We start from the raw sequence: 13,830 nt of genomic DNA, 5'->3' as shown, positions 1-13,830 counted from the left end.
GAGCGCTTCTCCTGAGTTCCTAGGCGACATTCTGGGCCTGCCTTTGGTTTGAACTGTTGTGGACACCCGATGCCAGCATGATGATGGCCTCCTCGCCGAGTTCGCCGGCATTGAGTTCGCCGGCGATCCTGCCTTCGCGCACCACCATGACGCGGTCGCACAGGCCGATCAGCTCCGGCAGTTCCGACGAGATGACGACGACACCGACACTGCTGTCGGCAAGTTGGCGCAGCAGCCGGTGGATCTCGACCTTGGCGCCAACGTCGATGCCGCGTGTCGGCTCGTCCATGATGATGACTTTGGGGTTGACGGACAATTGCTTGGCGATGGCGACCTTCTGCTGGTTGCCGCCGCTCAGTGTCGAAACGGTGGCCTCGATGCCGGCCATGCGCACGCCGAGCCTGCCGGTCAGTTCCCGCGCCTGACGATCCTCGGCCTTGCGGTCGAGCAGGCCGAGTGGCCCCGTCAGCCTGGCGAGGTCGAGCGCCGAGATGTTCTGCGCGATCGGCAGATCGAGGAACACGCCGGAGCCTTTGCGATCCTCCGAGAGATAGACCAGCCCCGCCTTGACCGCATCGCCGTAGCTGCGCGGCCGCAATGGCTTTCCGTCGAGCGCAACGGTTCCTGCCGTCATCGGCTTCAGGCCGCAGATCGTCTGCGCGATCTCGCTGCGGCCGGCCCCGATGAGGCCGCCAATGCCCAGAATTTCGCCGGCGCGAAGCTGCAGATCGACGTCGGCGAAGCGGCGGCCATCGGAAAGGCCCTCAACCGAAAGGAGCAAGCGCCCAGCTTCTTTCGGCGCCAGCTTGTCGGGGTAGAGCTGGGTGATTTCGCGGCCGACCATCTTGCGCACCACGTCATCAGGCGAAACGGCGGCGATCGGGTCGGTCGCCACGTAGCGGCCGTCGCGAAAGACGGTGACGCGGTCGCACAACGAGAAGATCTCAGCCATGCGGTGGCTGATATAGACCACCGAAATGCCGCGCTGCTTGAGCCCGCGCACGATCAAAAACAGGCGCCGCGCCTCGCTCTCGGTCAATGCCGCCGTCGGCTCGTCAAGCATCAGCACCTTGCAGTCGAGCGTCAGCGCCTTGGCGATCTCGACGAGCTGCTGGTTGGAAATGGAGAGATCGGCGACCCTGGTGCGCACCGGAATGGGGGCAAGCAGGTCCATGACCTTCTGGGCATCGGCATAGAGCTTCTGGAAATTCATCAGCGGCGCCCGCCGGCTGTTGATCGCGGCCATGTAGATATTTTCCGCGACCGTGGCATCCTGGCAGAGCGCGATCTCCTGATGGACGAGCGCGATGCCGAGGCGTTGGGCGGCCGCCGGCGACAGGATCGAAACCCGCTCGCCGTCGATCAGTATGTCGCCCTCATCGGGTTGCAGCACGCCGGCGATCATGTTCATCAGCGTCGACTTGCCGGCGCCGTTCTCGCCGCACAGCGCGTGGACTTCGCCGCGTCGCAGCGCGAACTGCACGTCGCTCAGCGCCTTGACCGGGCCAAACGCCTTGGACAGGCCGCGGATTTCAAGAATGGGCGCCTGGGTCACGCCATGCTCCTGCGATGAACCTGCGGGGGGAGGAAGGAGGCCATGGCCTCCTTCCCGGTTGGCCCGGCCTTGCGGAGGCCGGGGTAGCAAGAGCGAGTTTATTCCTCGATGCCCTTGGTGCCGCGGCGCTTCAGGTATTTGTCCCAGTAGAAGTCGTCCGCATTTTCCTTGGAGACGATGGAGAAGCCATTGTCGACGAAGGGCACGCTCATCGGGTTGAAGCCCGAACGCTTGGCGTCGTTCATCGGATCGATCAGGCCCGGATGCTTGGCCATCCACAACAGCATGAAACCCATATAGCCCTGCATGCCCTGGTTCGGATTGACCGAGCCGAAGATCTCGCCGGCCTTGATCATGTCGAGGATCTTGGCGTTGACGTCGGCCAGCATGACGCGGATCTTGCCGCCGCCTTCCTTGGCGGCCTGCGCGGCGCCGATGGCCGAGTTGGCTTCCGGCATGAACACGGCGCCGAGGTCGGGATGCGCCTGCGCCAGGCTCAGCACTGCCTGGTAGGCCTTGGTCGGATCCTGGTTCGAAGCGGCGCGGCCGACGAGCTTCATGTCAGGCCATTTGGCTTCCATGCGGGCGACAAAGGCGTTGACGCGCTTGTCGTGATTGTCCTGGCCGGGATTTTCCAGCACGGCATATTCGCCTTTGCCGTCCATCGCCTTGGCAACGGCGTCGGCGGCATAGGTGCCTTCGGCATTGTTGTCGGAGGTGATGTAGGAGACGCGCTTGGAATTGGGCGAGTCGGCGGCGAAGGTCACCACGGCGGTGCCCTGTTCGATGGCGCGGTTGATCGGCTCGATGAATGGATCGGAGTTCATCGGATGCACCAGTATACCGGCCGGCTTCTGCGCCAGCGCCTGGTCGAAGGTCGCGATCTGCTTGTTGACGTCGTATTCCGGCGTGCCCGTATAGGCGGTCTCGCAGCCGAACTGCTGGCCGGCCTGCTTGAACATTTCATAGACGGGGAACCAGTATTCGACGCCCGAGACCATGACGTTCATGACGTATTTTTCACCCGGCTCGCATTTGAACGGGTTTGGGGTTTCGGCGCGTGCCTGCATGGACCCAAGACAGGTCGATGCAGCCGCCGCGATTGCGAGCGTGCTCAGAAATTTGCGCAAGTTTCCTCCCTTGGCCGAAGCCATCCTCAATGACCGTTGCAGACGCTCTGCGAGCGCTGCCGTATGGATTTGATGAAGCCGACCTTCCTCCGAAAGCCGACGACCGGGACATTACAGCCCGGCGTTCCATTGTCAATATAATTCACATAGTGAAATATATTTCACATCGAGGCTTTAGAACTGCCCAGAGACGGCGGCGCAACGAGCGCAACTCCCGCCACAGTCTCCGTATCGAGTTGGCGCGCGACGCAAAAGGCAATTTCTGACTGGCAGTAAGAACTGAATGTCTCCCCGGCCCGATTGTCACCTTGTGGAGACAACCGCAAGTTAACGGCGACCTCCACGCGTGAAACTGGGCCGGTGTCTACGGCAACAATTTCTGGGTCGATTCGGCGATCGGCCTTTCCGTCGTCGCGCTGACCAACACCGCAGTCGCGGGCATGACGGGTGAATTTCCATTGGCCCTCAGACGGGCGGTTTACGCGGTGTGAGATCTGTCGATCACCAACATGATCAAGGAGCTTTCTTATGAAGGCCTATCAACTTCAGTCAGGCGGCGGCATCGGCGGGTTGAAGCGTGTCGAACTTCCGAGCCGCGACGTGGGCGCATGCGAAACTCGCGTGCGTATCGAAGCCGCGTCGCTCAACAATCGTGATCTGAGCTTTGCGCGCGGCCACGGCGCTCGCAGCCGCCTCCCCGCAATTCGTCGCATCCGGCGGTCTCGACAAGGCTTCAGGCATAGCCGTGTTCATGCCGACCGAAGACACACAAGGCGTCCAGGATTTTGTTCAGGCCTATCGCGCCCACTTTGGTTTGATGCCCACCCAGCGCTCGTTCTTCGCCTATGAGGCAACCCGCCTGGTCGTCGACGCGATCCACCGCGCGAATTCGGACAGCCCTGCGGATATTCAGAGCGCGCTGAAATCGTCTCGGATGCCGGCACTGCATGGCGGGACCTACGCGATGGATGCGCACAATCACCCGCACACGCCTTTGCAGATTGTCGGCTTGCGCGGCGGCAAGGTGGTCGTCATCGGCAAGGTGGGCGGTTGACCAACATTACGCCAAGACCATCAGGCCATGGCTCACCGACCGTTTCAGTTTTTACCCTGCAGTGTGCAATGTCGAATGCGGCACCGGCGTCAATCGACATCCCACGGCGGTCGCGGCGTGAAGGCAGCAACCAGGAAATCGATCATGACCCGGACCTTCGCGGGCGGGGAGCGGTCAGGCGCGTAGACCAAGTGGATACCGCCGAGGTCGGCAGTCGGCTGATCGAGTTCGACTGCTTCCAGCAGGCCTTGCCGGATTGCCTCGGCAACGATGAATTGCGGCTCGTAGAGGACACCCAGGCCGGCGGAAGCGGCCGCAACCAGAGCGTCGCCATTGTTGGCCCGCAGCGTGCCCTTGACGGCAATGCTGCGCTCCCGGTTGCGCCCGAAAAACCATTCATCGGGCCTTGCGATGTTGGTGAATGCAAACCCCAGGCAATTGTGTTGCTGAAGGTCCGCCCAGACTTCAGGGCGGTCGTGCTTCACCCAGTACGTGGGCGCCGCGCAGACGATCATCGAGCTTTCGGCGAGCTTTCTGGAAATCAGACGGCTGTCCTTCAGGCGCCCGACACGGATCGTGAGATCCCAGCCTTCGTCCGTCAGATCCACCACCCGGTCATTCAGGCCGAGATCGACGGTAACCTTCGGGTGCTTTTCGGTGAAAGCCGGGATCAGTGGCGCCAGGTAGCGCACGCCGAACGATAGCGGAGCGTTGAGCCGCAGAAGCCCTGAGGCCTCGACCCGCTGAGAAGCAATCAGAGCCTCCACTTCGTCAAGCTCCGGCAGCAGGCGCGTGCAGAGTTCAAGATATTGCTGCCCGGGCTCGGTGAGCGTGAGCTTTCGCGTGCTTCTGTGAAACAGCCTGACGCCGAGCCGCTCTTCCAGGGCGTCGAGATGTTTCGTCGCCATGCCGGGAGACAGGCCCATTTGCCGGGCCGCAGCCGAAATGCTGCCGGCATGAGCCGAGCGGGAGAACACCTGCATTCCGGTGATGCGATCGAGCATTTCTTACTGTGCCTATGAAGTGACCCTACCAATCCGCAGATTATCAACTCTCAGCCAAACCGCTATCTGGTAGAAAGAAGCTTTCACGAGGCGTCCGAACCAGGGATGGCGATAGGACCCTTTTCGCGACGCGACCCCGTGATGATCCCCGAAACTTGATGATACGCCAATCGTCCCCGCGACGGGGGCCTGCCGGGCTCCGCCAGGCTGGCAGCGTTGGTTTTCAATGGCACTAGGACATTGCATGAAAATCTTGATACTCGGCGCAACGGGCCTCGTTGGCGCGACGGCACTCCAACAGGCTCTGGCGGATCCGCGGGTCGACCAGGTTGTTGCGCCGTCGCGACGCAGCCTTCCCGCTCATGGCAAGCTTGTTAATCCGGTCGCACCGGAACTGGGCATGCTGCTGCCGGATGCTGCGATCGGGAGCGTCGATGCCGTGATTTGCGCATTGGGAACGACCCCGGCGAAGGCTGGGTCAAAGGAGGCGTTTCGGCATATCGACTATGAGCTGCCGATTGCGTTTGCGAAACTCGCCCATGAGCGGGGTGCGGAGTCTTTCGCACTCGTTTCCTCTCCCGGCGCGTCGCTCTCCATTCCCCTGTATTACTGCCGCGTCAAAGGTGAAGCTGAACGTGACATTGCAAGTATCGGCTTCAAGTCTCTTACGATCGTGCGACCAGGCATGATCGGCGGCGATCGGGCGGAGTTCCGGCTGGCTGAACGTATCGTGCTGCCGATAGCGGCTGCTCTTCAGCCGTTGTTGCCTCGAGCGCTCCACATAAACCTTGCCTCACGAATAGCTGCCATCCTTGTTGAAGCGGCGGTCGCACCAGCACCCGGACGCCATATGGTTACTTCAAAGGATGTCGTGGGGCTGCCCACTGCGAGCGGAGACGTTCCGGCTTGACCATAGTCAGCTGAATAGGGCGAAGCCGGCCAAGCCCCCCAGGAGTCTGGTGGCAATCTTCCGCGTCTTTGTTGAGATCGTCGGAACCCTTGACAGGCATCGTGATTTTCGTGTTCGGCCAAGCGAACGCATATCCCATCAAAACGATAATTGACGGAGCCGAATGGCTTCATCGCAAACCTGATGCGCTAAGTTGTGAAGCCGCAGCACCGGTGAAACCAGCAGCGTATCTGTAGGCGCGGTGCCGCAGGGTTCAAACCGACGAACGGATTGATAGACCCTGCGGGCGTGCGCTGGACTGCGTCGAAACTATGGGCGGCGTGACGTCCTGGCTTACGACGGGCTGCGTCCGATGCGCCATTGATAGGGTGGTGGCGTGCCGTTGACTGCGTAGTCGCCGACGATGCGATCCTTGTAGATGCGTGGGTTGTGCGACGACAGGGTACGAGCGTTGCGCCAATGGCGATCGAGGCCGATCGGTTTTCTGGTCGAGGATGCGCCCAGCGCATCGAAGATGATCGTCGACGCCTCAAGAACCAGATTCGTGACGACCGTCACCGCCTGCGATGTCTCGAGTTCGGCGACCGCATTGGCCTTTTCCTCCAATTCGGCATCGCCGGCAAAGTGTGCCTGGTAAGCGCGTTCGATGGCCTGCGCGACTTGCAAAACGATGGCGCCGGCCGCATAGGCGTTGCTGCGAATACGGCCGACGACCTGAAGCACCTGCGGATCCTGGCTTGAGCGCGGGCCGGCGGCATTGGAGTAGGAGCGATTGCGCGCGGCAACGGCGGCGGCGGTCTCGTTGGCTATCGCCCGGCCTATCCCGGCGAGCGTGGCAAGATGCACCAGCTGGTAGAAGGCGGCGCCATAGCGGAACTTATCGTCGTCGACGACGACATCGCCGGGGTCGACCGTGGCATCGGTAAAGATCGTGGTGCCGCTGGCGGTGAGCGTCTGGCCAAAACCGTCCCAGTCGTCGACGACATTCACGCCCGGATCGTCGCGGCGCACCTGCAAGACGATGCCTTCCCCTTCGAGCCCCGTCGCACCGACATCGATCCAGTCGGCGAACAGCGAGCCGGTGGTGTAGTATTTGGTGCCGTTGAGCACCAGCCTGTCATCCTTGTTCGAGATGCGGGTCGAGAAAGCGTCCTGTTTTGCGTCGCCGATCTCGGTCCAGGCATTGCCGGCGATCTCGCCGCGGGCAATGCGCTCTGCCCAGCGCTTGCGGCTCTCGCCGGATGTCTTGTTGACGACATCCTCGACAAACCCGAAATGACCGCGCAGAGCTTGGGTGATATTGGAATCGGCCGCCGACAATTCGATCAGGATGTTGGCCAGTTCAGGCAGCGTCGCGCCAAGACCACCTTCGGCTTCGGGTATGCGCAGCGCGCCCAGGCCCGCCTGCTTCAATTTCGCGATCTGCGCCACCGGCAGTTCCCGGCCAAGCTCCCGCTCAACCGCACCGGCGGCAATCTCAGCAAATATCGGCCGGAACCGTTCGGCCAGTGTCTCATAGCGAGCGCTGGGGCCCGCGCCCCAGGCGGTATCGATCTGTGTCATTTTGCATTGTCCTGAAATTAGCGACCTCACCCGGCGCGGGCGAGGCGGTCAGTGTGGTCTGGCGACATTGGCACCGCCCAGGTAAAAGTCCTGGACATCCTCACGGGCTCGCAGTTCCTCTGCCGTTCCCGACAGAACGACGCGACCGTTTTCGAGGATGTAGGCGTAGTCGGCATAGCGAAGCGCGAGATTGGCGTTCTGCTCGGCAAGCAGGAAGCTGACGCCCTGCTCACTGTTGAGGATGCGGATGATCTCGAAGATTTCCTGCACGATGATCGGCGCAAGACCCATTGACGGCTCGTCCAGCAGCACCAGGCTCGGCTTGGTCATCAGCGCGCGGCCGATGGCCAGCATCTGCTGTTCACCTCCCGACGTCAGGCCGGCCTTGACCTTGCGCTTCTCCTTGAGGCGCGGAAACCAAGTGTAGATCCGTTCGACGTCGCGCTGCAGGTCTGCCCGGCTCGGCTTGCGGACGAAGCCGCCGGAGAGGATGTTTTCCTCGACCGTCAATTGCGCAAAGCAATGACGGCCCTCCAGCACCTGCACGACACCCTTGGCGACGAGCCGAGACGCCGAGAGGCTGCTGACCTGCTCGCCCTGCCAGAGGATGCTGCCGCGGCTGACCTTGCCGCGCTCAGGCCCGAGCAGATTGGAAACCGCCTTCAGCGTCGTTGTCTTGCCCGCGCCGTTGGCGCCGAGCAGGGCAACGATCTTGCCCTGCTCGACCTTGAGCGACACGTCGCGCACAGCAAGGATCGCCTGACCATAGAGCGCTTCCATGTTCTGGATCTCGAGGAAGCTTCTTTGTGCAATGGTCATGGGTCGATCCTGTCTATGCGGTTTGGTGTCAGTTCGTTGCAACGCGGGGCTCGATGCCCTTTTCCTTGGCGTAGGCTGCGGCCTTTGCCTTGATGACGTCGGCAAACAGCGAGGCATCGGCCTTGATCCAATCGGTCCTGGTGTCCCAGGACTGACCGTTCCACTGGATGATCTTGGCGGCGATGGTTTCGCCCTTGTGGTTGTCGATCGAGGTTTTCAGCGGGCTGATGAGGCCTTCCGCGCCAAGCTCGGAGATCCGCTTCTGATCGATGTCGAGGTTTTCAAGCGCCCACTGGCCTTCGGCGGCGGTCAATGGCCTGTTGCCGAATTTCTTGTGGCCGGTGCGCAGCGCCTCGACGAAGGTGATGGCTTCGATCACGCCGTAATTGTAAATTGTCCTTAAGGTCGGATTTGCCCTTGTCGAGGATATCCGCCTTGAGCGTCTTCAGGATGCCGTAGTTGGTGCCCGGCGGGAAGACCGAGACGGCGAGGTAACCGTTGGCGGCGGCGCCCGCCGGACGGGCATCGTCTTCCGAACCACTCCAGATATCACCGATGATGCGATTGGCGGGGAAGCCGACGCGAGCCGCTGTCTTGATCGCCACCGGCGTCATCACGCCCCAGCCGCGCAGAAAGACCCAGTCGGCGTTTGCACGGCGGATCTGCTGCCACTGCGTCTGCTGCTGTTCGCCGGGATGCGGAACCGGGATCTGGATATCTTCGAAGCCATATTTCTTGGCGAGGATGCCGAGCGGCTCGATCGTGTCGCGGCCATAGCCGCTATCGTGATAGAGCGTGGCGATCTTCAGGCCCTTGAGCTTGTCATAGCCACCGGCCTGCTGGGCGATGTAATCGACGATGATCTGGGCTTCGCTCCAGTAGTCGAACACCAGTGGATACTGGTAGGGAAAGACGCGACCGTCGGTGGCGATGTTCTGGCCGCCGCCAGGGCTGACGATCGGGATCTTGTCGATGCGAGCCTTGTCTGTGAGGACCACGTCGAGGCCGCTCGAATGCGGATAGATTGCCGCCGTCAGCGCGCCGTTATAACCGTTCTTGTAGCGCTCGTAGCATTCGATGCCGCGCTCGATCGTGTAGGCCGTCTCGCATTCCTGGACCAGGATCTTGACGCCATCGACGCCACCCTCGACCTCATTGATGTAGCGGAGATAATCGATGTTGCCGGCACCGAACGGAATGAACGATGGAGCGTAGGGCCCGGTGCGGTAGGTAAACAGCGGATAGAGCTGTTGGCCGGTGCCGTCTTCGGCGAAGGACGCGCTGCTCAGCAGCGTGACGGCCATCGCGGCAGCGGCCGCCAGCGACATGGTCTTGGTTAGCAATGACATGGTGCAACCCTTGTTTGAGTGATTTTGAGAAAGTGACGACTAATGCTTGGGAGGAGGCGAAAGACCCGGCGCCGAGGTATCTCGCCTGTCTGAGTTCAACTGGATGATCGTGCTCGCGAGCGCAGGGCTTCCACGCCGCGCCTTCTGAGACCGGACAATCCATCCGGTTCCTTGATCAACAGCACGATGATGATCGTGCCGAAGATGATGTGCTGCAGGTTTGCCAGCGCGCCCTGATCGCCGAGAAATGACAAATCGATGATCAGCGACAGCCGGTCGAGCAGGATTGGCGTCAGCACGATGAAGGCGGCACCGAGAAAATTGCCGAAGATGGTTGCCACGCCACCGATGATGACGATGAACAGGATCTGGAACGATTTATCGAGATTGAACGCATGCGCATCCGAGGTGCCGAGATATCCGAAGGCCCAGAGCGCGCCGGCGATGCCGAGGAAAAACGAGCTTATGCCGAAGGACAGCAGTTTGCGGCGCGCAACGCTGATGCCGATGACCGAGGCGGCGACATCCATGTCGCGGATCGCCATCCATTCGCGGCCGACCCGGCTTTTCACGATGGCGAAGGCCAGCGCGATGAGCAGCACCGTGGTGGCAATGACCAGATAGTAGCGGCCGGTGGCCGACTGCAGGTCGTAGTCGAGGATCTGCAGTCGAGGCGCCGAGATGGTCAGCGACTGGCTGTCATTCGAAAACCAGCTGAAATTGGTGAACAGCCATTCGAAGAAGAACTGGGCGCCCAGCGTCGAGGCGCCGAGATAGAAGCCCTTGATGCGCAGCGACGGCAGCCCGAAGATGACACCGGCAGCAGCCGCGATCAGGCCGGCAAGGATCAGGACGACCGGCAGCGGCAGGAACGGCGCCCGCAGCAGCAGATTGTAGGTCGAGAAGGCGCCGATCGACATGAAGGCAGCCGAACCGATCGACACCAACCCCGTATAACCCATCAGCAGGTTCAGCCCGATGCCGGCAAGCCCCATGATCACCGTCGGGATGATGATCGAGCTCAGCCAGTAATCGTCGGCAAGGGCCGGCACCGCAAAGGCGGCAATCAGGCCAGCGACGATAGCGAGGGTGCCAACCCCGAAGGCAGGCTGGCGGAGCGGCTTGGCCGGGGCGGATTCCTGCAGCGTGGTCACGATCAGACCCTTTCGATTTCGCGGTCGCCGAACAGGCCGGCCGGACGCACCAGCAGGAAGCCGACAGCGAGGATGTAGGCAAACCAGGTGGAGACGCTGCCATTGACCAGCGGGCCGATATAGATGTCGGCCAAGGCCTCGGTCGCGCCGACAAGCAGGCCGCCGGCGATGGCGCCCGGGATGGAGGAGAAGCCGCCGATGATCAGCACCGGCAGCGCCTTGAGCGTGACCAGCGACAGCGAATACTGCACGCCCTGGCGCGATCCCCAGACAAGGCCGGCAACCAGGGCCACGATGCCGGCTACGCTCCAGACGATGCGCCAGATGGCAGGCAGGCGGATGCCGATCGACTGCGCCGCAAGCGTGTCGGAAGCCACCGCCCGAAGCGAGATGCCCATGCGTGTCTTGTTGAAAGCGATGGCCAGCGTGGCGACCAGCGCTAGCGCAATCAACGAGGCAATGATGTCGAACTGGCTGACGTAGATGCCGCCGACCTGTACGGCGACATCGGGGATGCCGAGATCGAGCATGTGAACATCCATGCCCATCAGCAATTGGGCAAAGCCCTCGATGACATAGCTCAATCCCAGAGTGGCCATGAACAGCGTCAACGGATCGCGGTTTCGCAGCGGCCGCAGCACCAGCCACTCGATCAGCATCGCCATCACCACCATGACAAGCGATGTGACGATGAAGGCCAGGGCGAAGGGCATGCCTTTCTCGGTCAAGGTGACGAAGGTCAGCGCCGCAAACAGCAGCATCGCACCTTGTGCGAAATTGAAGACCCCGGATGCCTTGTAGATGAGCACGAAGCCGATCGCGACGAGTGAGTACATCACTCCGGCAAACAGACCGCTGACCAGTGTTTCAAGGAAATAGGACATGAGTTTCCTCAGTGAACCGTGCCGAGATAGGCGGCTATCACGTCGGGGTTCTTGCGCACCTCGTCGGGTGCCCCGTCTGCGAGCTTGCGGCCGTAGTCGAGCACCACCACATGGCTGGCGAGGTTGAGCACGATGCCGACATCATGTTCGATCAGCACCACGGTCGAGCCGAAGATGCGATTGACCTCGCGGATCACGCGGCTCATCTCCTCCTTCTCCTCCTGGTTCATGCCGGCCATCGGTTCGTCGAGCAGCAGCAGCTTGGGGCCGGAGACCAATGCGCGGGCCAGATCAACGCGTTTCTGCAGCCCATAAGGCAGCGTCGAAACTATGCTGTCCGCATGACGGTCGAGCCCGAGGAAAGCCATGGTGCGCTCGGCGCGGGCATGAAAGCCGCGGCGCTCGGCGCTGTCCCTGCCCAGCCGGAAGATGTTTTCGAAAAAGCTGGCGGTGCCATGACGAGAAAGACCGGCCAGCACGTTTTCGCGCACCGACAGGCGCCGAAACAACGCATTGTGCTGGAAGGTCCGGCCGATGCCGAGATGGGCTGCCTTCTGCGGATGGATCGCCTCGAAGCGCAGCCCGTCGAAGACGATGTCGCCGGCGTCGGCGCGATAGACGCCGTTGATCACGTTGAGAAGCGAGCTTTTGCCGGCGCCATTCGGCCCGATCAAGGCGCAGATCTCACCGTTGGCGACGCTGAAGCTCAGCGCGTTGAGGGCTCGTACCCCCTTGAAAGACAGCGACACGTCGTGGAGTTCGAGCAGGCCAGCCATCACGCATTCACGGATTTCAGACGGGCCGCCGAAGCATGGTCGGCTTCGCGGCGCTTGACGGCCTCGATGTCACGGTACGCGTCGGCGGGATGCGTCCTGGGAAGATAGGGTCCGTCGCCGAACAGCTTCTCGCGCAATGTGCCGGGCTTGTAGGCGGTGGGATAGACGCCGCGCTTCTGCAATTCCGGTACGAGCAAGTCGACGGCGGCCTCGAAGCTTTCGGGCGTTACCGCATAAGCAAGGTTGAAGCCGTCGACATCGGTTTCATCGACCCATTCCTGCAGGATGTCGGCGATGGTGCCGGGCGAGCCGACGAAGACCGGGCCAACGCCGCCGATGCCGCCCCATTTCGCCAGCTCCTCGACGGTCCAGGCCTTGTCCTTGCCGGCGAAATGCTCGACCATCGAAACGATGGCATTGGTCTCGACCTTCTTGAGCGCGTCGGTCGGCGCATACTGGCCGAAGTCGATCCCGCTCCAGCCGGACATGAATACGAGCGAGCCGTCATAGGACGTATAGCTCTGATACTCCTCGAAGCGCTTCCGGGCCTTTTCGTCGGTTTCGTCGATGATCAGCGTGGTGAGGTTGTAGATCAGAACTTTCTTCGGATCGCGGCCGGCGGCAGCGGCCTTTTGGCGGATTTCGGAAACATAGGCCTTGAGCAGCGATTTGGTCGGCGCGCCGACGAAGACGCACTCGGCATGCGCAGCGGCAAAGGCCTTGCCGGGACCAGATGCGCCCGCCTGATAGAGAACCGGGGTGCGCTGCGGCGACGGTTCCGACAGATGGTAGCCAGGCACTTCGAAGAATTTGCCCTTGTGGCCGATCTCATGCACCTTGCTTGGGTCGGTGAAGATGCCACGGACCGGATCACGCTGCACCGCGCCCTCTTCCCAACTGCCTTCGAACAGCTTGTAGAGCACCTCGACATATTCGGCCGCGACCTCATAGCGGTTGTCATGGCTTTTCAGGCCGGCCTGGCCGACATTCTTGGCGCCGCTTTCCAGATACGAAGTGACGATGTTCCAGCCGACGCGGCCCTTGGTGTGATGGTCGGCGGTCGAAAGACGGCGGGCGAAGGTGTAAGGGTGTTCGAACGAGGTCGAGGCGGTAATACCGATGCCGAGATGTTCGGTGGCAAGCGCGATCGGCGCGGCGAGCTGCAAGGGATCATTGACCGGAATCTGCGCCGCTTGCTCGATCGCGTGGTAGTTCGAGCCCTTGTAGACGTCGTAATAGCCGATGACGTCGGCGATGAATATGCCGTCGAAAATACCGCGCTCGAGCGTGCGAGCCAGGTCCTGCCAATAGTCCAGGTCCTTGTATTTCCACGACTTGTCGCGTGGATGCTTCCAGAGGCCAGGGGACTGGTGGCCAACGCAATTCATATCGAAAGCGTTGAAGCGAATATGCCGACCCATCCGTCACTCCTTTGATAGCCCTGTCGGGCGACTGCGGGAGGAACCTACCGATAAGGCGGCCGTCAACGAAGACAGAATATAATGTCTATGGATTATATATAGAATTATTATTTCGCCTTGAGCCGGGATCATGGCACGCTTGGACAGATCGCCTTTGAACCTCCAATGGATCTGCATCAAGCTTTTGCTGGTGCTTAGGTGTTCTGGCAGT

13 protein-coding genes are annotated in these 13,830 nt (G+C 61.5%); 2 read left to right on the top strand and 11 right to left on the bottom strand.

Features of this window, described 5'->3' with window-relative positions; translation table 11 throughout:
- Positions 1 to 19 precede the first annotated feature (19 nt).
- The gene (locus AC1DX4_RS13400) at positions 20 to 1,555 is read right to left on the bottom strand and encodes a sugar ABC transporter ATP-binding protein (protein WP_477220749.1); all 1,536 of its coding nucleotides are present in this window, start codon (positions 1,553 to 1,555) and stop codon (positions 20 to 22) included.
- A gap of 98 nt (positions 1,556 to 1,653) precedes the next feature.
- On the bottom strand, positions 1,654 to 2,685 hold the full coding sequence (locus tag AC1DX4_RS13395; RefSeq protein ID WP_477220748.1) for a substrate-binding domain-containing protein: 1,032 nt from the start codon (positions 2,683 to 2,685) through the stop codon (positions 1,654 to 1,656).
- 664 nt (positions 2,686 to 3,349) lie between these two features.
- On the opposite strand from AC1DX4_RS13395, the gene AC1DX4_RS13390 reads away from it, so the two are divergent.
- Entirely contained in the window at positions 3,350 to 3,739 is a 390-nt protein-coding gene (locus AC1DX4_RS13390) for an ABC transporter substrate-binding protein (protein ID WP_477220747.1), read from the top strand.
- An 89-nt stretch (positions 3,740 to 3,828) separates the two neighbouring features.
- Here AC1DX4_RS13390 and AC1DX4_RS13385 read toward each other — a convergent pair whose 3' ends face one another.
- The gene (locus tag AC1DX4_RS13385) at positions 3,829 to 4,743 is read right to left on the bottom strand and encodes a LysR family transcriptional regulator (RefSeq protein ID WP_477220746.1); all 915 of its coding nucleotides are present in this window, start codon (positions 4,741 to 4,743) and stop codon (positions 3,829 to 3,831) included.
- 244 nt (positions 4,744 to 4,987) lie between these two features.
- On the opposite strand from AC1DX4_RS13385, the gene AC1DX4_RS13380 reads away from it, so the two are divergent.
- Entirely contained in the window at positions 4,988 to 5,653 is a 666-nt protein-coding gene (locus AC1DX4_RS13380) for an NAD(P)H-binding protein (RefSeq protein ID WP_477220745.1), read from the top strand.
- 333 nt (positions 5,654 to 5,986) lie between these two features.
- On the opposite strand, the gene AC1DX4_RS13375 is transcribed toward AC1DX4_RS13380, so the two are convergent.
- The 8 genes from AC1DX4_RS13375 to AC1DX4_RS13340 form a co-directional block, all read right to left on the bottom strand.
- Positions 5,987 to 7,216 carry an acyl-CoA dehydrogenase family protein gene (locus AC1DX4_RS13375; RefSeq protein ID WP_477220744.1) on the bottom strand — a complete coding sequence of 410 codons (1,230 nt, stop codon included), beginning with the start codon at positions 7,214 to 7,216 and terminating at the stop codon, positions 5,987 to 5,989.
- 48 nt (positions 7,217 to 7,264) lie between these two features.
- On the bottom strand, positions 7,265 to 8,035 hold the full coding sequence (locus AC1DX4_RS13370) for an ABC transporter ATP-binding protein (protein ID WP_477220743.1): 771 nt from the start codon (positions 8,033 to 8,035) through the stop codon (positions 7,265 to 7,267).
- Positions 8,036 to 8,063: 28 nt separating this feature from the next.
- The gene (locus AC1DX4_RS13365) at positions 8,064 to 8,348 is read right to left on the bottom strand and encodes a hypothetical protein (protein WP_477220742.1); all 285 of its coding nucleotides are present in this window, start codon (positions 8,346 to 8,348) and stop codon (positions 8,064 to 8,066) included.
- Complete coding sequence (locus AC1DX4_RS13360; RefSeq protein WP_477220741.1) at positions 8,317 to 9,384, bottom strand: ABC transporter substrate-binding protein; 1,068 nt, start codon at positions 9,382 to 9,384, stop codon at positions 8,317 to 8,319. Before AC1DX4_RS13360 ends, AC1DX4_RS13365 begins: the two co-directional genes overlap by 32 nt.
- 95 nt (positions 9,385 to 9,479) lie before the next feature.
- Complete coding sequence (locus tag AC1DX4_RS13355; protein WP_477221087.1) at positions 9,480 to 10,529, bottom strand: branched-chain amino acid ABC transporter permease; 1,050 nt, start codon at positions 10,527 to 10,529, stop codon at positions 9,480 to 9,482.
- Positions 10,530 to 10,540: 11 nt separating this feature from the next.
- Positions 10,541 to 11,422: a branched-chain amino acid ABC transporter permease gene (locus AC1DX4_RS13350; protein ID WP_477220740.1), complete on the bottom strand. Its 882-nt coding sequence runs from the start codon at positions 11,420 to 11,422 to the stop codon at positions 10,541 to 10,543.
- Positions 11,423 to 11,430: 8 nt separating this feature from the next.
- Positions 11,431 to 12,198 carry an ABC transporter ATP-binding protein gene (locus AC1DX4_RS13345; RefSeq protein WP_477220739.1) on the bottom strand — a complete coding sequence of 256 codons (768 nt, stop codon included), beginning with the start codon at positions 12,196 to 12,198 and terminating at the stop codon, positions 11,431 to 11,433.
- Positions 12,198 to 13,619, bottom strand: coding sequence for an LLM class flavin-dependent oxidoreductase (locus tag AC1DX4_RS13340; RefSeq protein ID WP_477220738.1), 1,422 nt, complete (start codon positions 13,617 to 13,619; stop codon positions 12,198 to 12,200). The genes AC1DX4_RS13345 and AC1DX4_RS13340 overlap by 1 nt, the downstream gene beginning before the upstream one ends.
- Between the last annotated feature and the right edge of the window lie 211 nt (positions 13,620 to 13,830).

It is taken from the genome of Mesorhizobium sp. P3_A8 (genome assembly GCF_056402995.1).
The sequence above is the reverse complement of the archived record's forward strand: the minus strand, read 5'-3'. Positions and strand labels throughout refer to the sequence as shown.

Coding starts and splice junctions, on each gene's coding strand:
- AC1DX4_RS13350 (WP_477220740.1), bottom strand. CDS start 11,422: ATGTCCTATTTCCTTGAAACACTGGTCAGCGGTCTGTTTGCCGGAGTG.
- AC1DX4_RS13360 (WP_477220741.1), bottom strand. CDS start 9,384: ATGTCATTGCTAACCAAGACCATGTCGCTGGCGGCCGCTGCCGCGATG.
- AC1DX4_RS13345 (WP_477220739.1), bottom strand. CDS start 12,198: ATGGCTGGCCTGCTCGAACTCCACGACGTGTCGCTGTCTTTCAAGGGG.
- AC1DX4_RS13340 (WP_477220738.1), bottom strand. CDS start 13,619: ATGGGTCGGCATATTCGCTTCAACGCTTTCGATATGAATTGCGTTGGC.
- AC1DX4_RS13370 (WP_477220743.1), bottom strand. CDS start 8,035: ATGACCATTGCACAAAGAAGCTTCCTCGAGATCCAGAACATGGAAGCG.
- AC1DX4_RS13385 (WP_477220746.1), bottom strand. CDS start 4,743: ATGCTCGATCGCATCACCGGAATGCAGGTGTTCTCCCGCTCGGCTCAT.
- AC1DX4_RS13380 (WP_477220745.1), top strand. CDS start 4,988: ATGAAAATCTTGATACTCGGCGCAACGGGCCTCGTTGGCGCGACGGCA.
- AC1DX4_RS13375 (WP_477220744.1), bottom strand. CDS start 7,216: ATGACACAGATCGATACCGCCTGGGGCGCGGGCCCCAGCGCTCGCTAT.